The following is a 16,725-nucleotide window of genomic DNA, read 5'->3' on the forward strand; positions in this document are numbered from 1 at the left end:
CCCCAGCCTCGTCCGCATGCCGTCACACGCCGTTCGGTGCCGCCGGCACCGCACCACGGGCGGCGGCGGCGCCCACCAGGAACATCGGCCGCCAGCCGAGGGCCGGCAGGACCGGGACGGCCAGCAGGGACGCCGCGACCCCGCCCAGCGGAATGCCGGCCATCGTGATGGTGACGACCAGCGAGGCGTGCCGGGCGGCCGCGTGGTTGCGGGCGAGGGTCATCGCCGTGGTCAGGGCGCAGCCCACCCCGGCGCCGGTGAGGAAGCGGGCCGCCGCCAGCATCGCCACCCCGACGGAGGCTGCGGTCAGGGTCGCCCCGACCGCGAACAGGGCGATCGCGAGGACCAGTACGTGTTTGCGGCCGGCCCGTTCGGCGATCACCGGTGCCAGCAGCGAACCGCCGATCGCGCCGATGTACACCAGTCCGCCGACGAGGCCGGTCTGCGCGTCGGTGATGCCCAGGGACGCGTCCTTGAGCAGCAGTGGGACGACGGATCCGAAGACGATGAGGTTGAAGCCCTCGATCACCGTGATGATCATGCAGAGCGCCACGATCGTGGGGTGCGATCGGGTCTCCGCCTCGGACTGGGATCCGGTTGACGCAGGGACATGCATGCGGCTCTCCAGATGTTCGGGCGCCGGTGGCGCTCCAAGGTGCCGACATGCTGGGGAGCGGGGGGTACGCGCGTCCCGCTTCTGTCCCGGATTCCGGGACAGAAGCGGGACACACCCCCCGGCTGCTTCCGTAGCGTCTTCCGCGGGACGCAGAAGGTCTCCGGAGCCGCACTGGAGACCGGTCCCCGCCGCACGGCCCCTGCCGGGGCGTACGGCGGAAGTCGAGCCGCGCTCCGCCCACACGCCGTGTCCGCCCACCCCTGCCGCGGTCGCTGCCGCAGCCCCCGCCGCGGCCGCGGCCCCGCGCGGAGGGCCACCGTCCCGGCGGTGTTCCCGGCTCCGCAGCCGGCTCACTCCCGCAGCAGCCGCCGTCCGTCCCGGACGCGCCACAGAACGGAGACCGCAGTGCACGCTGTCGAAGAAGACGCGTTCCCTCCGGCCGTCGACGTCACGATCGTCGGCTTCGGCCCGGTGGGCAAGCTGCTCGCCATCCACCTGGGCCGGCGCGGCCACCAGGTCCTCGTCGTCGACCGCAACACCGCCGGCTACCCACTGCCCCGCGCGGTGACCCACTGCTCGGACTTCGCCCGCATCCTGCAGTCCGTGGGCCTGTCGCCCGACACCGTTCCCGCCATCACCCAGCCCTACGACGACATGTACGTGTGGCGCGACGGCGAGGGCCGGACCCTGGTCGAGGTGGACTGGAGCGGGCGGGGCGAGTCCGGCTGGTACAACACCTACTTCTTCCACCAGCCGTCGCTGGAGGACGCGTTCGACACCCTGATCGCCCGGATGCCGAACGTCACCGTGCGCCGCGGCTGGGAGGCCGTCGCCCTGGAGCAGGACGCCGACGCCGTCACGCTCACGGTGCGCGGCGGCACCTCGGACACGGAACGCACGGTGAGGTCGGCGTGGCTCGTGGGCGCGGACGGCGCCAACAGCAGGGTGCGCCGGTGGGCCGGCCTCGACTGGCACGACGAGGGCTACTTCTACGACTGGCTGGTCGTCGACGTGAAGCCCCGCCCCGAGGTGCGCTTCCCCCACATCGCGGCGCAGAGCTGCGACGCCCGCCGGCCCTCGACGATGGTGCCGGGCGGCCCCGGACGGCGCCGCTGGGAGTTCATGCGGCTGCCCGAGGAGAGCCGGGAGTCGCTCAACAGCGCCGAGACCGCCTGGAAGCTGCTGGCGCCGTACGGTCTGACCCCGGCCACGGCCGAGCTCGAACGGCACTCCGTCTACACCTTCCAGGCCTGCTGGGCCACCGACTGGCGGGCCGGCCGCGTGCTGCTCGCCGGGGACGCCGCCCATCTGATGCCGCCCTTCGCCGGGCAGGGACTCGGCGCGGGCGCCCGCGACGCGATGAACCTCGGCTGGAAGCTCGACGCCGTCCTGCGCGGCCTGGCCGGTGAACGGATCCTCGACACCTACGGCTCCGAACGCCTCCGGCACGCCCGGGCGTTCGTGGAGTTCTCCATGGAACTCGGCCGGATCATCTGTCTCACCGACCCGGAGGCGGCCGCGGCACGGGACGCCCGTATGACCGCCGACTGGAACATGGGCATGAAACCGCCGGCGCCGCCCCGCCCCGGTCTCGGCCCCGGCCTCCACGAGGGCCCGGCCGGGGGGTCGCTCGCCCGCCAGGGCCGTGTCCGGCTGGGCCTCGGGGCCCCGGTGATGTTCGACGACGCCTTCGACGGGCCGGCGGCCCTCGTCGCGCGTCACGCCGCGTCGCTCACCGCGCTCCCCCAGGACCTCCACCGCCGTCTCGACCGGCTCGGCGTCAGCCGTGTCGCCCTCCACGGCGTCGGGGACGCCGATGTGAGCGTGGTGGAGGACGTGGACGGCACCTACGCCTCCTGGCTCGACGACCTGTCGGCGGACGTGGTCCTCATCCGGCCCGACTTCCACGTCTACGGCACCGGTGCCGCCGGTCGGGCGGCGGACCTCGCCGCCGGTTTCGTCGACCGCCTGGCCGCGCCCCAGCCGCTGCCCGCCCACTGACCGTCCGCCGGCTCTTCCCGGCTCCGCACGGCACGTACCGCATCACCAGCACGCGCACGAAGGGCTCTTCCACCATGTCCTCCTCCGCCCCCTCGCACGACAACGACATGACGCGGCACGACGACGGCACGACGGCGCACGACGACGGCTTGACGGCGCACGGCGACGAGCACGGCATGACGGCGCACGGCGACGGCATGTCCCGGCACGACGACGACATACCCCGGCACGACGACGGCACGGCGGCGCACGGCGACGAAGACGACCTGACGCGGTCCGGCGCGCTGGCGGGCATCCGGGTGCTCGACCTGTCGCGCATCCTGTCGGGCCCGCTGGCCACCATGGTCCTCGCCGACCTCGGAGCCGATGTGATCAAGGTCGAGAACACCCGGACCGGTGACGACACCCGCCAGTGGGGTCCGCCCTTCCAGGGCGACCAGGCCGCCTACTTCCTCTCCGCCAACCGGAACAAGCGCGGAATCGCCCTGGACCTCAAGTCCCCCGAAGGCCTGGCGGTGGCACTCCGTCTGGCCGACCAGGCGGACGTGCTGGTCGAGAACTTCCGCCCCGGCACCGCCGAACGCCTCGGCCTGGGCTATCAGGAACTGGCCGCGCGCAACCCCCGCCTGGTGTACGCGTCGGTCTCGGGCTACGGCCAGACCGGGCCGTGGGCGTCCCAGCCCGGCTACGACGCCATCGCCCAGGCGCAGAGCGGCATGATGAGCATCACCGGTGAGCCGGGGCAGTCGCCGGTCCGGCCGGGGGTGGCCACCGCGGACATCGGCGCGGGCATGTGGGCCGTCATCGGCATCCTCGCGGCGCTCCAGGCACGTCGGAGCACCGGGCGGGGACAGCTCGTGGACGTCTCGCTGCTGGACGGGCAGCTCGCCTGGCTCACCTACGTCGCCCAGGGCTGGTTCGCCACCGGGCAGCCGCCCCGCCCGCACGGCTCGGCCCACCCCACGATCGTGCCGTACCAGGCGCTGCCCACCGCCGACGGACACCTCATGGTCGCCGCGGGCAACGACAAGCTGTGGCGGCTGTTCGCCGAGACGGTGGGGTGCGCCGACCTGGCCGACGACCCGCGGTTCGCCACGAATCCCGACCGGGTCCGCAACCGGGACCAGCTCGTGCCGCTGCTCGAGGCCGCCCTCCAGCGGCGCGGCCGGGAGGAGTGGGCCAAGCTGCTGGAGGCGGCGGGCGTGCCCTGCGCACCGATCGCCACCGTCGCCGAGGCACTGGCCGGCCCGCAGGCGGGGGCCCGCTCGATGGTCGCCGAGCTGGACCATCCCACCCTCGGCCGGCTGCGCACGGTCGGCTCGCCCCTCAAGCTCAGTGACACCCCGGTCCATCTGCGGACCGCCGCACCGCTGCTGGGTCAGCACACCGACGACGTACTCGCCGAGAACGGATACGCCCCTGCCGAGATCGCCGCGCTGCGCGCCGCCGGAGCCGTCCGATGACCGCCGGCAGCGCGCGCGTCGGCCTGCGGCGCGAAGGGCCCGTGGCGACCATCCGGGTGGGCGACGGCCGGCGTGCCAACGCGCTCGGCGTGGGCGACTGGCGGGCCCTCACCGAACTCCTCGACGGCCTGTGCCAGGACCCTTCCCTCGGCGCGGTGGTCGTCACCGGGGGCGGGACGGCGACCTTCAGCGCCGGATCCGACATGCGCGAGTGGCTCGGCGCCGACCCCGAGCAGATCGACGACGCCTTCGCCGCCATGGAGGAGGCCTTCCGCGCCGTCGAGCGCCTGCCCGTGCCCGCCATCGCACAGGTGTCCGGGGCGGCCGTCGGCGCCGGCTGCCAACTGGCCTGTGTGTGCGACCTCCGTGTCGTCGCGGACGAGGCGCGCATCGGCATGCCCATCGCGCGCTGGGGCATCCTGGTGCCCCCCGCCTTCGCGGCGCGGCTGGCACTCCTGACCGGTCCGGCCCGGGCGCGGGACCTGCTCTACACCGGACGTCTGGTGGGCGGTGCGGAGGCGGTCGGCATGGGGCTGGCCACGCTCAGCGTGCCCTCGGCGGAACTGCGCACCGCCACCGACCACCTGCTCGCGGCGATCACGGACCATCCTCCCGCCGCGATCCGTGCCGCCAAGCGTTCCCTGGACCAGGTGCTCGAACCGGTCCGCGACCATGTGTTCAAGGTCCCGGCCGGCCCGAGCGCCGACTACGCCGGCATGCAGTCGGGTCTCACCCGGTTCCTGTCGCGCATGGCGGGAGCCGACAGCGACGGGCAGCGGTGACGGGCGGTCACGGACGGACGGTCACGGACGAACGGTCAGCGGGCCGGGCGGTCAGCGGGCCGAGCCGAAGTCCTGTGTCCAGTAGTTGCCGGGCTGCGCGAGGCCGACGCCGATCTCCTTGAAATCGCAGTTCAGGATGTTGCGCTTGTGGCCGGGGCTGGACATCCAGCCCGCCATGACCTCTTCGGCGCTGGAGTATCCGTAGGCGACGTTCTCGCCGTAGGAACTCCAGCTGTAGCCGGCGCGCGTGAGGCGCTCCGCGGCATCGGAGCCGTCGGAACCGGTGTGCGACATGTTGCTGTGGAGCGCCATGTCCGCGCTGTGGTCCTGGGCGGCCTTCGTGAGCTTCGCGTTCAGCGTCAGCGGGGAGCAACCGGCCTTGCCGCGCTCACTGTTGACGAGGGCCACGACGCGGGTCACCGCGTCGGACGCCGTGGCCGCCGCGTCGGAGGTGCTCGCGGAGGCGGCGGCGGTCGCGGCGGGGTCGGCCGCTGCCGTCGAGGCCGGGGCGGTGGCCGCCGCGGACGCGGACGCCGACGGCTGTGCGGTCGGGTCGTCGGACGTCGACCGCTGCTCCCAGGACGCGTTCGTCCAGTTCTTCCCCTGCCCGGCGGACTCGGCGCTCTGCGTACCCTCGGCGCTCGGGTCGCCCAGACACGCCATGGCGGCGGACGGTATCGCCAACGCGCCGAGCGCGACGGCGGCGATGGCTATGTGGCGGTGGCTCGTCTTCCTGCGGTGCTTGCTCATACGGTCCCTCGCTCGGTCGTCTCCTGGCGCCCCCGGGAGGCTCGGCACTGCATGGATGCTGGGCCTGACCTGCGGTGACGCCGTCCGGGGCCGTCATTGTTGAACCTGTGTGAGCGAGCGGCAACGAAGGTCGCTACTACCTGCCCTCGTAGTCTCCCCAGCCCCTTGAATCCGGCACACAGGTGTGCTGGCCCACCTCACCGCGACGGCGACACCGCCTGACACTCCGCCAGCAGATCGCCCGCGGCGGGCGGGCGGCGTGAAGGATCCGGATCGGGCCCCCACCGTCGCGGACCGTGCGCCGTTTGTCTGTTTCACTAGCCCACATCCGCCTATGTCGCCCAGGCGCCATGTACTACCGGACAACGTTGATACGAGAAGGCTGCGTGACGGATGTCACTGCACATCACTGCAACCATTCCCGTTCGGGCGCGTTCGCCGGTGCCGCGCACGGTCGAGGGCCCGTCAGTGGTCCCTGCGGAGATCACGACATGGCTGAACGCGTGGAAGACCTGCTGGAGCCCGGCAACGGCCGGGCGGAGCGGCTCCGGGGCCGTGTCGACGTGACCAGGCGGTTGGCCCGCGGCATCGAGGAGACCCTGAGCGCCGGGCGCCGCCGTCCGTACGCGCCGAGGGACGAGAACCGCCGGTGGCCGCACGCCGAATGGGCCCGCCACTACCGCGACCACCCCCTCACCGGCGCCCTCGTCCGCTCCCTGGTCCGGGAGTACGCAGCGGACGAGGGCGCCTGGACCGCGGGGCTTCCCCACCCGGCCGGCCTTCTCACGCCGGACGGCCGCGTATGCCGCCCGGCGAGGGCGTCCGCCGTCAGGCGCAGATGAGGTTCCTGACCTCCTGGAAGGCCTCGTACTCGGCCTTCTGGTCCACCGGCAGCTGGTAGAAGCCGGCGGTGATCTTCGGAACCGACGGGATGACGGACAGGCGGAACTTCCGGCCGTCCGTCGTCGAGATGTGGAAACGGCCCTGGAGATCGCGCTTCTTCACGGCACCGCGGTTGGCGTCGGTGATGACGACCGGTGCGCCCGCCGAGACCCGGCCGTTGTCCTCGTCGACCGGGACGATGACGAGTTCGGTGCTGCCCGGTCTGAAGCCCACGGCGTAGTTGTAGACCGTGGTGCTGCGGTAGACGACGAAGTTCCGCTCCTTCATGTCCGAGGCGTAGACCTTGGTGTAGCCCGCGCCGTCGGGCACGGCGGCGTCGAAGGCCGCGTGGATGTCCGCCTTGAGCTGTTCCTTGCTCACCACTGTGTGCACTCCTCCTCGTGAACCGAAAGACGACTCCCGGTGCCGACACCCGTACGGCACCGGGCAGCCGTGGGCAGCATGGCCCGCGCTGACCGCGAGGCGGCTGGAACCCGCGTTGACTGTACAGCTAGCCAACCAAAACACCGAATCCCGATCGCCTTGCGCGGCAACGGAGTTGGGCCGTCCCGAACGACCGGTGAACCGCCGCCCGTACGACCGTGAGCGCAGGTCGGGCGGGCCGGATACCGGACCGGTGACGGGGTGTCGGGGAGAGACGGCGACAATGGTCGCGCGCCGGGTTGGACCAGTCCGGCGCGGGACCAGGAACGAGCGGGAGTGGGGTGGCACGTGTCGCCACGGTCGGCGGAGGCCAACGAGGAACTGCGGGCGCAGTCGCGGGAGAGGATCCTCGCGGCGGCCCTGGAGGTCTTCGCCGAGAAGGGGTACCACGACGCCACCATCTCGGAGATCACCACCCGGGCCGGCGTCTCCCGCGGTCTGCTCACGTACTACTTCCCCGGCAAGCGGAACCTGGTGGACGAGTTGCTCGACCGCTACCTGGACGGGGTCTCCGCGCTCGTGGAGGTGACCGGCACGCCCGACGAGCGTCTGGCGGCGATCATCGACGGGGTCATGGCCCTGGCGGTCGCCACGGTTCCCGTCCAGCGGATCACGCTCAGCCTGGTGATCAACCCGGCCACGCATCCCCTGTTCGCGGCGGCCGAGTCCCGCAAGGAGGAACGGGTGGTGGCCCTGGAGGACGGACTGCGCGCGCTGTTCGCCGCCCGCGGGGCCGAGGACCCGGCGGTCGAGGAGGTGCTGCTGCGCAGCGTCCTGGAAGGCGTGATCTTCAAGACCGCCGTCTACGGCGACCAGTACCCGGCCGAGGCGATCCGCCGTCGCCTGTACTCCCTGTACGGCCTTCCCGCACCCCAGGCCGACCTCCTGCCCGGCGGCCCGCCCCGCACGGACCGGATGCGCGCCGAGCGGGCACTCGGCGGTTGACGCGCGAGCAGTCGCTCGGTGGTGCGGAACGCAGGCCCGGCCCGCCGATGCGGCGGGCCGGGTGGGTGGGGACGGCCGCTGCCGGAAGACGGTGGTGGTCGGGACCGGGCCCCGGCGGCCGGTGGATCCGCCGCCTCAGCGGAACGGAGGCCATGCGCGGATCACGGCCGGCGCCCCGTCACGCCTGGGGCACGGGCCAGCGGCCGACCGTCTGCGGCGCCCTCGGCCCGACCCGCCTGGCCGCCGGCATCGCGGCGGTCAGCCGCCCGGTCGCGTAGCGGGCCGCGAGCTCCGGCACCGGTGCGTCGGCCCACCGGCCCACGGCCATCTCGGCGGTGATGCCGGGGCCGAAGCCGGCGATGATGCCGGGCGTTCCGTCCGGGACTCCGCCTTCCTCGAACAGGCGGCCGAGGGCGTCCAGGACGACGGCGCTGGCGATGTTCCCGTACTGGGTGAGCGTGGCCCTGCTGTGGCGGAAGGCCTGCGGTTCGACGCCCAGGAAACGGCACAGGTCGTCGAGGATGCGGGGGCCGCCCGCGTGAATGATGTAGAAGCCGAGGCGTGAGGCGTCCCAGCCGTGTGCGGCGGCGAGATCACGCAGGACCGGGGCGAGGGGTTCCATGGTGGTCGGGACGCGCTTGTCGAGCCGGAAGTGGAACCCGGTCGGCTTGACGGCGTAGGAGATCCACTCTTCGGTGTGGGGGATCAGGTAGGACGCGTTGCGCTCCAGGCCCAGCCCCCGGCCGCCCTCGCCGCGTACGACCGCCGCCGCGACCGCGTCGCCGAACAGCCCGTCGGACAGCAGCGATCCGACGTCCAGGTCGGTCGGCTGGTAGCACAGGGAGCAGAACTCGCAGGAGACGATGAGGACGTTCTTGCCGGGGTGGGCGACACAGAAGTCGTGGGCCCGGTTGATCGCCGCGCCGCCGGCCGCACAGCCCAGTTGGGCTATGGGCAGTTGCCGGGTGTCCGGACGGAAGCCCATGCGGTTGATGAGCCAGGCGGTCAGCGACGGCATCATGAAGCCGGTGCAGGAGACGTAGATGATGGCGTCGATCTCGTCCGGTACCAGCTCGGCGTTGTCCAGGGCCTGCCGTACGACGGCGGGCACCCGCTGTTTGGCCTGCACCTCGTAGGTGTGGTTGCGTTCCTCGAAGCCGGGGTGGAGCAGGGTCTGCTCGATGGGCTGGATGATGTGGCGTTTGCTCACCCCGGTGTTGCGGATGAGCCTGAGCACGAGGGCGAGCTGGTCGTGGTCGGCGTGCTGACGCTCTGCCAGGGCGAGCGTCTGCTCCGCGGTGATGACGTGCTCGGGGACGTTGACGGCGGGACGGCACAGAACGGGCATGGGACGGAACCTTTCACTCTGCCGGACAGGCACGCGATGGACCGTTTTCCCTGGTCAGCGCGGGTCTGCGTGACCGACGGCCTCGATGCGCGCGCACGGGGACCGGCGTCCTCGGGGGGAGGCCGGTGATCGGTAGGGGCTGATGGCGACCACGTGAGGGGACCTGGCCGCCTCCGTACGACGGGACGAGCAGTGGCCGTGCCGTGGAGAGGGAGAGGACTGCTGTCTCCTGCTGAGCGTCGGCATGCACGGCGATGCCTGCCGGTGGGCCTCCTTCCTCCCTACGAGTGAAAGCCACTTCCCCCGGCGGGGGTGAACCGGGACGGACCGAACGGGTGAATCCGGGATCCGGCGGCGGTCTTTGCCACCCCACCGGTGGCGCCCGCACCGAATCCGGGCGACACTGCGCCCGCACATCGCGCCGACCACCGCCGCCCTCCCCCGACCGGACCACGGGCCCGGCGCGACCATCTCGGCACCGTGCCGGTGGCCGCACCGTCGATGCGATCGGCACCGCCCGCGCCGCCGAGCACGACCTGCCGCACACGCTCGGCGCCGATGAACTCGTCGACCACCGCACCCAGGACGTCGCCGAGACGGTCCGCGACACCGACGTCGCCATCGACAGCGCCGGCGGCGCCAACTGGGCTTCGGAGTACGCGCGGTGTTCACGCTCGTCGAACCGGGCTCTGTCCGCAGTTCCGTGAATGGGGCACGGAACAGTGTGTGCCTCGGCCTGGTTCCCGGAGGTGGTGGTCGAACCTTCGCCGATGGATCAGCGTTGCAGCCACTCGTCGAGGAGCGCGGCCTCAGTTCTGCTGAGACCGGGCAGTTCGGGCACGAGGGTGCGGAAGGCCGCAACGACGGCCGCCTGGTCCTGGGTGGGGACAGCGGGCTCATCCGCGAGGATGGCGCGAGCGATCGCGTCGAAGGCGGCGTCGGCCAGGTGCGGGTCGCTCTGCTCCGGTGGCAGGGTCAGCAGGGTGTGGACGGTTCCGACACCCGCTGAGCGGATGAGGTTGACGGCGCGTTCCTCGCTCACCCGAAGCCGCCCGGCGGCGGCGATCCTGTGCACTCGCTCGGCGAGGATCAGCACGCCCTTGGCCTGTGCCGGGGTGTCGCGTGCGCGGGCCGGGTCGAGCAACAGGCCGTAGACGTACGGATTGGCCAGCCCGAAGCTGATCTGCGTGTCCCAGCCGGCGCGGAGGTCTTCCACAGGGTCGCCGGAGGGCGCGGTGGTCTCCTTGCTCGCCACGTGTTCGGCGAAGACGTGCTCTGCCGCGGCATTCAGCAGGTCGTCCTTGTCCTGGAAGAAGCGGTACAGGGCAGGAGGCTGCAGCCCGGCCTCGTGGGCCACGCGGCGCGTGGTGACCGCGGCCGGCCCTTGCTCACGCAGCAGGTCAGCCGCGGCCTTCACGATGCGGTCCCGGGTGATGTCTCGCCGCTGCGTGTTCGATGCCATGGCGTCGATGGTATCGCTCACATGTGACAGCGATGTTATCGGCGATATCACGATCCCTTCGTGGTCCGTGGTCCGATCGACTCGAAGCCCCTGACCATGCCTGACGGCCGCCGGTCAGCCCTCGGACGGACGCAAGGTTTGCAATCAACGGAAATATCACTGGTACTGTAATTTCCGTTCCACTGGAAACAACATGGGATGGAGCCCTCAGTGCTGATCATCACGGGAGCCACCGGCCGCCTAGGGTCGCTGATCGTCGACCGCCTGCTGGAGCGGGTGCCGGCCGACAGCATCGGCGTCAGTGTGCGCGATGTGAGCAGGGCCGCCGAGTTCGCCGAGCGCGGCGTCCGGGTCCGGGCGGGAGACTTCACCGAACCCGACAGTCTGAAACACGCCTTCGAAGGTGCCGAGCGCGTCCTGGTCGTCTCCGCGGCCATCCGGGGTGGCGGCGCGTTGACCGCCAACAGCGCCGCCGTCGACGCCGCACGGGAAGCGGGCGCCCAACGCATCGTGTACACCAGCCACCAGGCCGCCTCTCCCACGTCGCTCTTCCCGCCGCAGAAGGTCCACGCGGCCACCGAGGAGCACCTCGAGCGGCAAGGAGTCCCCTACACCGCCCTCCGCAACGGGTTCTACGCCTCCACCTTGGACGCCTACATCGGCGCGGCGCTGGAGACGGGCACGCTCGCCGTGCCGCAGGACGGCCCGGTGTCCTGGACGGCCCACGAGGACCTGGCAGAAGTCGCGGCCCTCGCCCTGACGGAGGAGGGAGCACTCGAAGGGATCACGCCGCCGCTGACAGCCCCCCACACGCTGGACTTCGCCGACGTCGCCGACATCCTCAGCCGCGTCACCGGCCGGACCATCGCCCGAGTCGTCGTGGACGACGACGAGTGGACGGCCGCAGCGGTCGCCGGCGGGATGCCGCGGGCGGCCGCGGAGTTCGCCTTGACGATGTTCGCCGCGTCGCGCGAGGGCGAGTTCGACGTCACCGACCCCACACTGGAAGCCACCATCGGCCGCCCCGCGAAGACCGTCCACGAGGTCCTGGAGGCCGTCGCACGCTCCCGGTGAACCGGCCGTCGCCGGGTCCTGGCGGGTCGGCACCCGCGCGGCGCGACCCGCCAGGCACAGCGACGGCGGTCGAACGAACCCGGCCCGCCGTAGAAGCCCGCGAGCACTGGGTAGAAGCCCGCGAGCACTAGCAAGCAGCGGGAGGGGACTGCGGGGCGGGAGTGCACGCTGCTTCCTGGGCGGCCATGACCTCGTCGCCGTGGGCGAAGGCCCACGCGCCGACGGCTTCGACGGGCGCCAGCAAGGTCCGCCCCAGAGCGGTGAGCCGATACTCCACCCGTGACGGCGCGTCCGGGTCTCGCCGGCGGTCGACCAGTCCGTTGAACTCCAGCCGCCGCAGTGTCTCGGTGAGGACCTTGGAGCTGATGCCCCCGATCCCCTCCCGCAGTTCGACCGGGCGCCGGGGGCCGTCGCGCAGCGCCCGGAGCACCACGGGGTTCCAGGTGTGGGAGAACAGGTCGAAGGCGAGGCGGGCACGGCAGTCGGCGAGGAAGGCGTCGGTCGTCACGTACCGAATGGTGCCCGAACGGCCCCCTAACGTCGGTGTGAACGCTCGACACAGACGCGGAAAGGGGAACGTCGGATGAGGATCGGCGTACTGGGCACGGGCAACATGGCCGACGCGCTCGCCACTCACTGGGTACGGGCCGGCCACGAGGTGACCATCGGGGGACGGGACGCACGCAAGGCGGAGCGGCTCGCGACGCGCATCGGAGCCGGCGCGAAGCCCGCCGGTCTGCGCTCGGCGGCCGGGTCCGGTCAGGAGGTGGTGCTGGCGGCGCTGCCCTTCGGGGCGGGCGCGGACGTGGCACGGGAACTGCGCGCGGACCTGGAGGGCAAGGTACTGCTCGACTGCTCGAACCCGGTCGGGCCGGGCTTCCGGCTGCTGACGGAAGGAGGCCCCTCGGCGGCGCGGCAACTGGCCGCGGCGGCACCGGGAGCCCATGTGGTCAAGGCTTTCAACCTCTGCCACGAGGACGTCTGGCGCATGCGGCCACCCGTCTTCGGCGGCAGGCCCCTGGCCGTGCCGGTCTGCGGGGACGACGAGACGGCCCTCGCACGCGCAGCCGAGCTGGTTCGCGACACGGGCTGCGAACCCGTCGCCGGCGGCGGACTGGAACGGGCGGGACTCCTGGAGGCGACCGCCGCGCTGTTCATCGGGCTGTGGGTCGGCGAGGGAGCGGACGCCCAGGCGATCGCCCCGCCGCTGGCCTACGCGGCCGGCCCCGGCCACCGGGAGAGCAAGCCCGCCGGCGCCCGCGCCGGCGTCCACTCGCACACCGAGCGCGCCGACGCCCCGGACGGCAACGGCTGCGCCACCTACCACGGCTGACCACCGGCGGGCCGGTTCGAGAGACAGGACAACGGCGTTTCCGTTCCTCCAAGGGGCGGGGGCGCCGCTTTCGTCTGCGGGGATCCGGCCACGTCGACGCTCCGCATCATTGAGGCGAGCACCCCGCCGAGTCAACCGCTCAGGCCATATGACTGGCAGATGAATCGCGTAAGAGGCGCGTAACCAGCGGGAAATACTCCGGGTGAATGCCGAGTCATACGTAATTCATTACGTCAAAGGGCCGTTGACTCCCCTATGAAGCGCGCCCAATCATTTGGCTACTTCCTCTCCCCCCACCTCCCGATTCAGGCCACCACCACAGGAGCGCACGCATGTTCTCAGCCAGAACACCGGCGGTCGCCGGAGAGCACGGCCGCCCCCTCTCCCGTCGCGCCGTACTCGCCGCGGCCCTCGCCACCACGGCCGGGCTGGCCACGGCGTGCGGCACGGGATCCGCGGTCGGCGGCGACGGGGACTCCTCCTTCACCTACTGGTCGATGTGGAAGCAGAACGAGCCCCAGGCCACCGTCCTCCAGGCGGCCGTCGAACAGTTCACCCGCGACACCGGCGTCAAGGTGACCGTGCAGTGGAAGGGCCGGCAGGTCGTCCAGCAGCTCGCGCCCACCCTGAACACCGCGAACGTGCCGGCCGACCTCGTCGACTCCGCCGACCGCTTCGCCTACGCCCAGCTGCACGCCACCGGACAGGCCCTGGACCTCACTCCCGTGCTGGACCTGCCGATACCGGGCGAGTCGGGCGCCACCGTCGGCAGCGTGATCCCGGCCAAGTACACCGATCTCAACACCGCGGACAAGACGCTGTGGCAGATCCCCTACGAGGTGCTGACCACCCAGCTGTGGTTCGACGGCCATGCCCTGCCCGACGTCGTCTCGCAACCACCCGCCACCTGGGCGGAGTTCACCGACCTGCTGGCCGCCCGGCGTGGCGAGCGCGGCGACGGCCCGCTCGCCCTCGACGCGGACATCCCCGACTACGCCGCCTACTGGACGTACTACGCCGTCCTGCGCGGCCTGGGTCCCGGCGCCTTCGGCAAGGCCGCCAAGGACAGGAGCGGGGCGCTGCTGAAGGCGGACGGGTTCGTCGACGCGCTGCGCCGCGTCGAGGACCTCGTCTCCGCGAAGGGCTTCACCGAGGGCTACGACGGCTCCAAGTGGCCCGCCGTGCAGCAGAAATGGGCCAAGGGCAAGTCGGACTTCCTGCTGCTGGGGACCTTCGCGCCCAGCGAGACCGCCGCGTTCGCGCCGTCGGGCTTCGCCTACCGGTCCTTCCCGTTCCCCGCGTTCACCGACGGCGGCGACACCTCCCAGGACATCTCCCTCATCGGCTTCTCCATCCCGAAGAAGGCGAGGAACGCGGCCGCAGCCCAGAAGTTCATCGCCTACTTCCTCGCCCGCGAGCACCTCCAGGGCATCGCCTCGAAGGCCAAGAACCTCACCCCGCGCTCCGACATCACCGCCCCCGCCGAACTCGCCGACGCGCAGAAAGCGCTGGAGTCGCGCGAGGTCGTCAAGACGCTGGACGGTGTGAAGGAGACCGCGGCCGACTGGTACACCAAGGTGTTCCTGCCGCTGAACACCGGCTTCATCACCGGCCGTCTCACCGCGAAGGCCTTCGCCGCCGAGCTCGCGCACGACTCCGCCGGCTACTGGGAGACGGCGTCGTGACCGCCACCGACACCGCCCGCGTCGGCGCGGCCGCCCGCTCCCGCCCCGGCCGGCCGGCCGACGCCGGCCGGGCCGGCGCCCGGCCCAGCCCGCTGGCCGCGCGCCGCCGGAAACTGTTCTGGCCGCTGCTGCTGCCGGCCGCCGCGGTCTACGTCGTCTTCTTCGCCGGCCCCTCGCTCTACACGCTCTGGCTGAGCCTGAACGAATGGGCCGGCGCGGGCCCGATGTCCTTCGTCGGCCTGGACAACTACCGCCGGCTGCTCCAGGACCCGACGTTCCACCACGCCTTCGCCAACACCTTGTGGATCATCCTCGGCGTGGGCGGGCTGACCTTCCTGGTCTCCTTCGGGCTGACCATGTTCCTGCGCGACATGAAGGGCCGCAAGGCGGCCCGGTCCATCCTGTTCTTCCCCAACATCGTGCCCAGCGTCGTCCTGGCGATCCTGTGGGGATTCCTGTTCCAGAGCGACGGCCTGGTCGACGCCGTCGCCCGGCTGGCGGGCGTCGACGACCCGCCCAACTGGCTGGGGCAGGAACATCTCTTCTCCGTCATCATGATCGGCCTGGTGTGGACGTCGACCGGCTTCTACACCACCATCCTGATGGCCGCGGTCGACCAGATCCCGCCGGAGCTGTACGAGGACTGCGAGCTGGCCGGCGCCAACGCGCCGCAGAAGTTCCGGCACGTCACCCTGCCGCTGATGTGGGACGTGGTCGGGGTGTGCGCGGTGCTGTGGACGATCTCCGCGGTCAAGGTGTTCGAGTTCATCTACGCCTTCGCCGGCGCCGCCGGGCAGATGCCCGACACCGGCGTGTGGAACACCGCCCTCTACACCTACGGCGAGGCCTTCGCCTCCGGCGGCGTCCCCCGCTACGGCTCCGCCTCCGCGAGCGCCGTGGTGATGCTCGCCCTCGTCGGTGTCCTCGTCGTCCTCATCCGGCGGGTCATGCGCCGTGACGCCGTCCAGTACTGACACCCGACGACGCTCCCGCGCGGGAGCGGCATCCGCCGCCCCCGGCCCCCTACTCTCCCGGAGGTCATCCCCGATGGCTGTCGTCAGCCCGGGCCGGCGCCCCGGCCCCCTCGCCCGCCGGCTGTCCCGGCTCACCGCAGGCCGGATCGCCGGCGTCCCCCTGGTCTGGCTGTTCGCCGCCTTCAACGTCCTGACCGGACTGTGGCTGCTGCTGTCGTCCCTGAAGACCGCCGACGAGATCTTCAGCTCGCCCTGGCGGATCCCGCAGGTCGCGCAGTGGGACAACTACGCCCGCGCCTGGACCGGCGGACTGTTCGGGCAGGCCGCCGTCAACACCGTCGTGGTCGTGGCGGGCACCGCCGTGGTCACCGTGCTGCTGGCCGCGCCCGCCGCCTACGTCCTCAGCCGGGTCACCACCCGCTTCAACGGCTCACTCACCCTGTTCTTCGCCCTCGGCCTGGGCATCCCCGCGCAGGTGGTGATGCTCCCGCTGTTCGTCGTGATGAACCAGCTCCGCCTGGTCAACAGCCTGTTCGGGCTGGTGCTCGTCTACGTGGCGACCTCGCTGCCGTTCGCGGTGTTCTTCCTCACCGGCTTCTTCTCCACCCTCCCGGCCGAGCTGGAGGAGGCGGCGGCCCTCGACGGGGCCTCACCGCTGCGCACCTTCTGGCAGGTGATGCTGCCGATGGCCCGGGGCGGCCTGGTCACCGTGCTGATCCTCAACGTCATCCAGCACTGGGGGGAGACCGTGTTCGCGCTGGTCTTCCTCCAGACCACCGACCGCCAGACCCTCTCCCTGGCCCTGCTCGGCCTGCTCCAGCAGATGCAGTACAACGGCGCCGACTGGGGCGGACTGTTCGCCGGGGTGACCATCGTGGTCCTTCCGGTGCTCGCCTGCTACGTGTGGCTGGGCCGACGGATCATCGAGGGAATGACCGTCGGCTCGGTCAAGTGAGCCACACGACA

General features: G+C 71.8%; 17 protein-coding genes. 11 read left to right on the top strand and 6 right to left on the bottom strand.

Annotated features, from left to right (window positions below; genetic code table 11):
* Nucleotides 1-22: 22 nt before the first annotated feature.
* On the bottom strand, nt 23-541 hold the full coding sequence (locus tag ACFV9M_RS15075; RefSeq protein WP_385069512.1) for an MFS transporter: 519 nt from the start codon (nt 539-541) through the stop codon (nt 23-25).
* A gap of 480 nt (nt 542-1,021) precedes the next feature.
* On the opposite strand from ACFV9M_RS15075, the gene ACFV9M_RS15080 reads away from it, so the two are divergent.
* From ACFV9M_RS15080 to ACFV9M_RS15090, 3 genes are all read left to right on the top strand, one after another.
* A complete protein-coding gene (locus tag ACFV9M_RS15080; RefSeq protein ID WP_385069510.1) occupies nt 1,022-2,617 on the top strand; it encodes a bifunctional 3-(3-hydroxy-phenyl)propionate/3-hydroxycinnamic acid hydroxylase in 1,596 nt (531 codons plus the stop codon).
* A gap of 74 nt (nt 2,618-2,691) precedes the next feature.
* A complete protein-coding gene (locus tag ACFV9M_RS15085; RefSeq protein ID WP_385069508.1) occupies nt 2,692-4,080 on the top strand; it encodes a CaiB/BaiF CoA transferase family protein in 1,389 nt (462 codons plus the stop codon).
* Nucleotides 4,077-4,862, top strand: coding sequence for an enoyl-CoA hydratase/isomerase family protein (locus tag ACFV9M_RS15090; RefSeq protein WP_385069506.1), 786 nt, complete (start codon nt 4,077-4,079; stop codon nt 4,860-4,862). The genes ACFV9M_RS15085 and ACFV9M_RS15090 overlap by 4 nt, the downstream gene beginning before the upstream one ends.
* Nucleotides 4,863-4,913: 51 nt before the next feature.
* On the opposite strand, the gene ACFV9M_RS15095 is transcribed toward ACFV9M_RS15090, so the two are convergent.
* Complete coding sequence (locus ACFV9M_RS15095) at nt 4,914-5,612, bottom strand: CAP domain-containing protein (protein ID WP_385069504.1); 699 nt, start codon at nt 5,610-5,612, stop codon at nt 4,914-4,916.
* A 491-nt stretch (nt 5,613-6,103) separates the two neighbouring features.
* Here ACFV9M_RS15095 and ACFV9M_RS15100 point away from each other — a divergent pair, with 491 nt between their 5' ends.
* Complete coding sequence (locus ACFV9M_RS15100; RefSeq protein ID WP_385069502.1) at nt 6,104-6,454, top strand: DUF4132 domain-containing protein; 351 nt, start codon at nt 6,104-6,106, stop codon at nt 6,452-6,454.
* Here the strand turns inward: ACFV9M_RS15100 and ACFV9M_RS15105 are convergent.
* On the bottom strand, nt 6,441-6,875 hold the full coding sequence (locus tag ACFV9M_RS15105; RefSeq protein ID WP_385069501.1) for a hypothetical protein: 435 nt from the start codon (nt 6,873-6,875) through the stop codon (nt 6,441-6,443). The genes ACFV9M_RS15100 and ACFV9M_RS15105 overlap by 14 nt on opposite strands.
* A 351-nt stretch (nt 6,876-7,226) precedes the next feature.
* Here ACFV9M_RS15105 and ACFV9M_RS15110 point away from each other — a divergent pair, with 351 nt between their 5' ends.
* On the top strand, nt 7,227-7,883 hold the full coding sequence (locus ACFV9M_RS15110) for a TetR/AcrR family transcriptional regulator (protein ID WP_385069499.1): 657 nt from the start codon (nt 7,227-7,229) through the stop codon (nt 7,881-7,883).
* A 178-nt stretch (nt 7,884-8,061) separates the two neighbouring features.
* On the opposite strand, the gene ACFV9M_RS15115 is transcribed toward ACFV9M_RS15110, so the two are convergent.
* Complete coding sequence (locus ACFV9M_RS15115; RefSeq protein ID WP_385079519.1) at nt 8,062-9,231, bottom strand: type III polyketide synthase; 1,170 nt, start codon at nt 9,229-9,231, stop codon at nt 8,062-8,064.
* 335 nt (nt 9,232-9,566) lie between these two features.
* Between ACFV9M_RS15115 and ACFV9M_RS15120 the strand changes: the two genes are divergently transcribed.
* Nucleotides 9,567-9,938: a hypothetical protein gene (locus ACFV9M_RS15120; protein ID WP_385079522.1), complete on the top strand. Its 372-nt coding sequence runs from the start codon at nt 9,567-9,569 to the stop codon at nt 9,936-9,938.
* Between the two features lie 68 nt (nt 9,939-10,006).
* On the opposite strand, the gene ACFV9M_RS15125 is transcribed toward ACFV9M_RS15120, so the two are convergent.
* A complete protein-coding gene (locus ACFV9M_RS15125) occupies nt 10,007-10,693 on the bottom strand; it encodes a TetR/AcrR family transcriptional regulator (RefSeq protein ID WP_385079525.1) in 687 nt (228 codons plus the stop codon).
* A gap of 210 nt (nt 10,694-10,903) precedes the next feature.
* Here ACFV9M_RS15125 and ACFV9M_RS15130 point away from each other — a divergent pair, with 210 nt between their 5' ends.
* Nucleotides 10,904-11,767, top strand: a complete 864-nt coding sequence (locus ACFV9M_RS15130; protein ID WP_385079527.1) for an SDR family oxidoreductase — start codon at nt 10,904-10,906, stop codon at nt 11,765-11,767.
* Between the two features lie 127 nt (nt 11,768-11,894).
* On the opposite strand, the gene ACFV9M_RS15135 is transcribed toward ACFV9M_RS15130, so the two are convergent.
* Nucleotides 11,895-12,275 carry a winged helix-turn-helix transcriptional regulator gene (locus ACFV9M_RS15135; protein ID WP_385079530.1) on the bottom strand — a complete coding sequence of 127 codons (381 nt, stop codon included), beginning with the start codon at nt 12,273-12,275 and terminating at the stop codon, nt 11,895-11,897.
* Nucleotides 12,276-12,350: 75 nt separating this feature from the next.
* Between ACFV9M_RS15135 and ACFV9M_RS15140 the strand changes: the two genes are divergently transcribed.
* The 4 genes from ACFV9M_RS15140 to ACFV9M_RS15155 all read left to right on the top strand — a co-directional run bounded on the left by ACFV9M_RS15140 (nt 12,351) and on the right by ACFV9M_RS15155 (nt 16,714).
* Nucleotides 12,351-13,100, top strand: a complete 750-nt coding sequence (locus ACFV9M_RS15140; protein ID WP_385079533.1) for an NADPH-dependent F420 reductase — start codon at nt 12,351-12,353, stop codon at nt 13,098-13,100.
* A gap of 332 nt (nt 13,101-13,432) precedes the next feature.
* The gene (locus ACFV9M_RS15145) at nt 13,433-14,785 is read left to right on the top strand and encodes an ABC transporter substrate-binding protein (protein ID WP_385079535.1); all 1,353 of its coding nucleotides are present in this window, start codon (nt 13,433-13,435) and stop codon (nt 14,783-14,785) included.
* The gene (locus tag ACFV9M_RS15150) at nt 14,782-15,759 is read left to right on the top strand and encodes a carbohydrate ABC transporter permease (protein ID WP_385102445.1); all 978 of its coding nucleotides are present in this window, start codon (nt 14,782-14,784) and stop codon (nt 15,757-15,759) included. The genes ACFV9M_RS15145 and ACFV9M_RS15150 overlap by 4 nt, the downstream gene beginning before the upstream one ends.
* A gap of 73 nt (nt 15,760-15,832) precedes the next feature.
* Entirely contained in the window at nt 15,833-16,714 is an 882-nt protein-coding gene (locus ACFV9M_RS15155) for a carbohydrate ABC transporter permease (RefSeq protein ID WP_385078929.1), read from the top strand.
* Nucleotides 16,715-16,725: the final 11 nt, after the last annotated feature.

Source organism: Streptomyces sp. NPDC059895 (assembly GCF_042731035.1).
In the GTDB taxonomy this organism is placed as follows: domain Bacteria; phylum Actinomycetota; class Actinomycetes; order Streptomycetales; family Streptomycetaceae; genus Streptomyces.

Coding starts and splice junctions, on each gene's coding strand:
- ACFV9M_RS15145 (WP_385079535.1), top strand. CDS start 13,433: ATGTTCTCAGCCAGAACACCGGCGGTCGCCGGAGAGCACGGCCGCCCC.
- ACFV9M_RS15075 (WP_385069512.1), bottom strand. CDS start 541: ATGATCATCACGGTGATCGAGGGCTTCAACCTCATCGTCTTCGGATCC.
- ACFV9M_RS15090 (WP_385069506.1), top strand. CDS start 4,077: ATGACCGCCGGCAGCGCGCGCGTCGGCCTGCGGCGCGAAGGGCCCGTG.
- ACFV9M_RS15095 (WP_385069504.1), bottom strand. CDS start 5,612: ATGAGCAAGCACCGCAGGAAGACGAGCCACCGCCACATAGCCATCGCC.
- ACFV9M_RS15140 (WP_385079533.1), top strand. CDS start 12,351: ATGAGGATCGGCGTACTGGGCACGGGCAACATGGCCGACGCGCTCGCC.
- ACFV9M_RS15115 (WP_385079519.1), bottom strand. CDS start 9,231: ATGCCCGTTCTGTGCCGTCCCGCCGTCAACGTCCCCGAGCACGTCATC.
- ACFV9M_RS15085 (WP_385069508.1), top strand. CDS start 2,692: ATGTCCTCCTCCGCCCCCTCGCACGACAACGACATGACGCGGCACGAC.
- ACFV9M_RS15125 (WP_385079525.1), bottom strand. CDS start 10,693: ATGGCATCGAACACGCAGCGGCGAGACATCACCCGGGACCGCATCGTG.
- ACFV9M_RS15100 (WP_385069502.1), top strand. CDS start 6,104: ATGGCTGAACGCGTGGAAGACCTGCTGGAGCCCGGCAACGGCCGGGCG.
- ACFV9M_RS15155 (WP_385078929.1), top strand. CDS start 15,833: ATGGCTGTCGTCAGCCCGGGCCGGCGCCCCGGCCCCCTCGCCCGCCGG.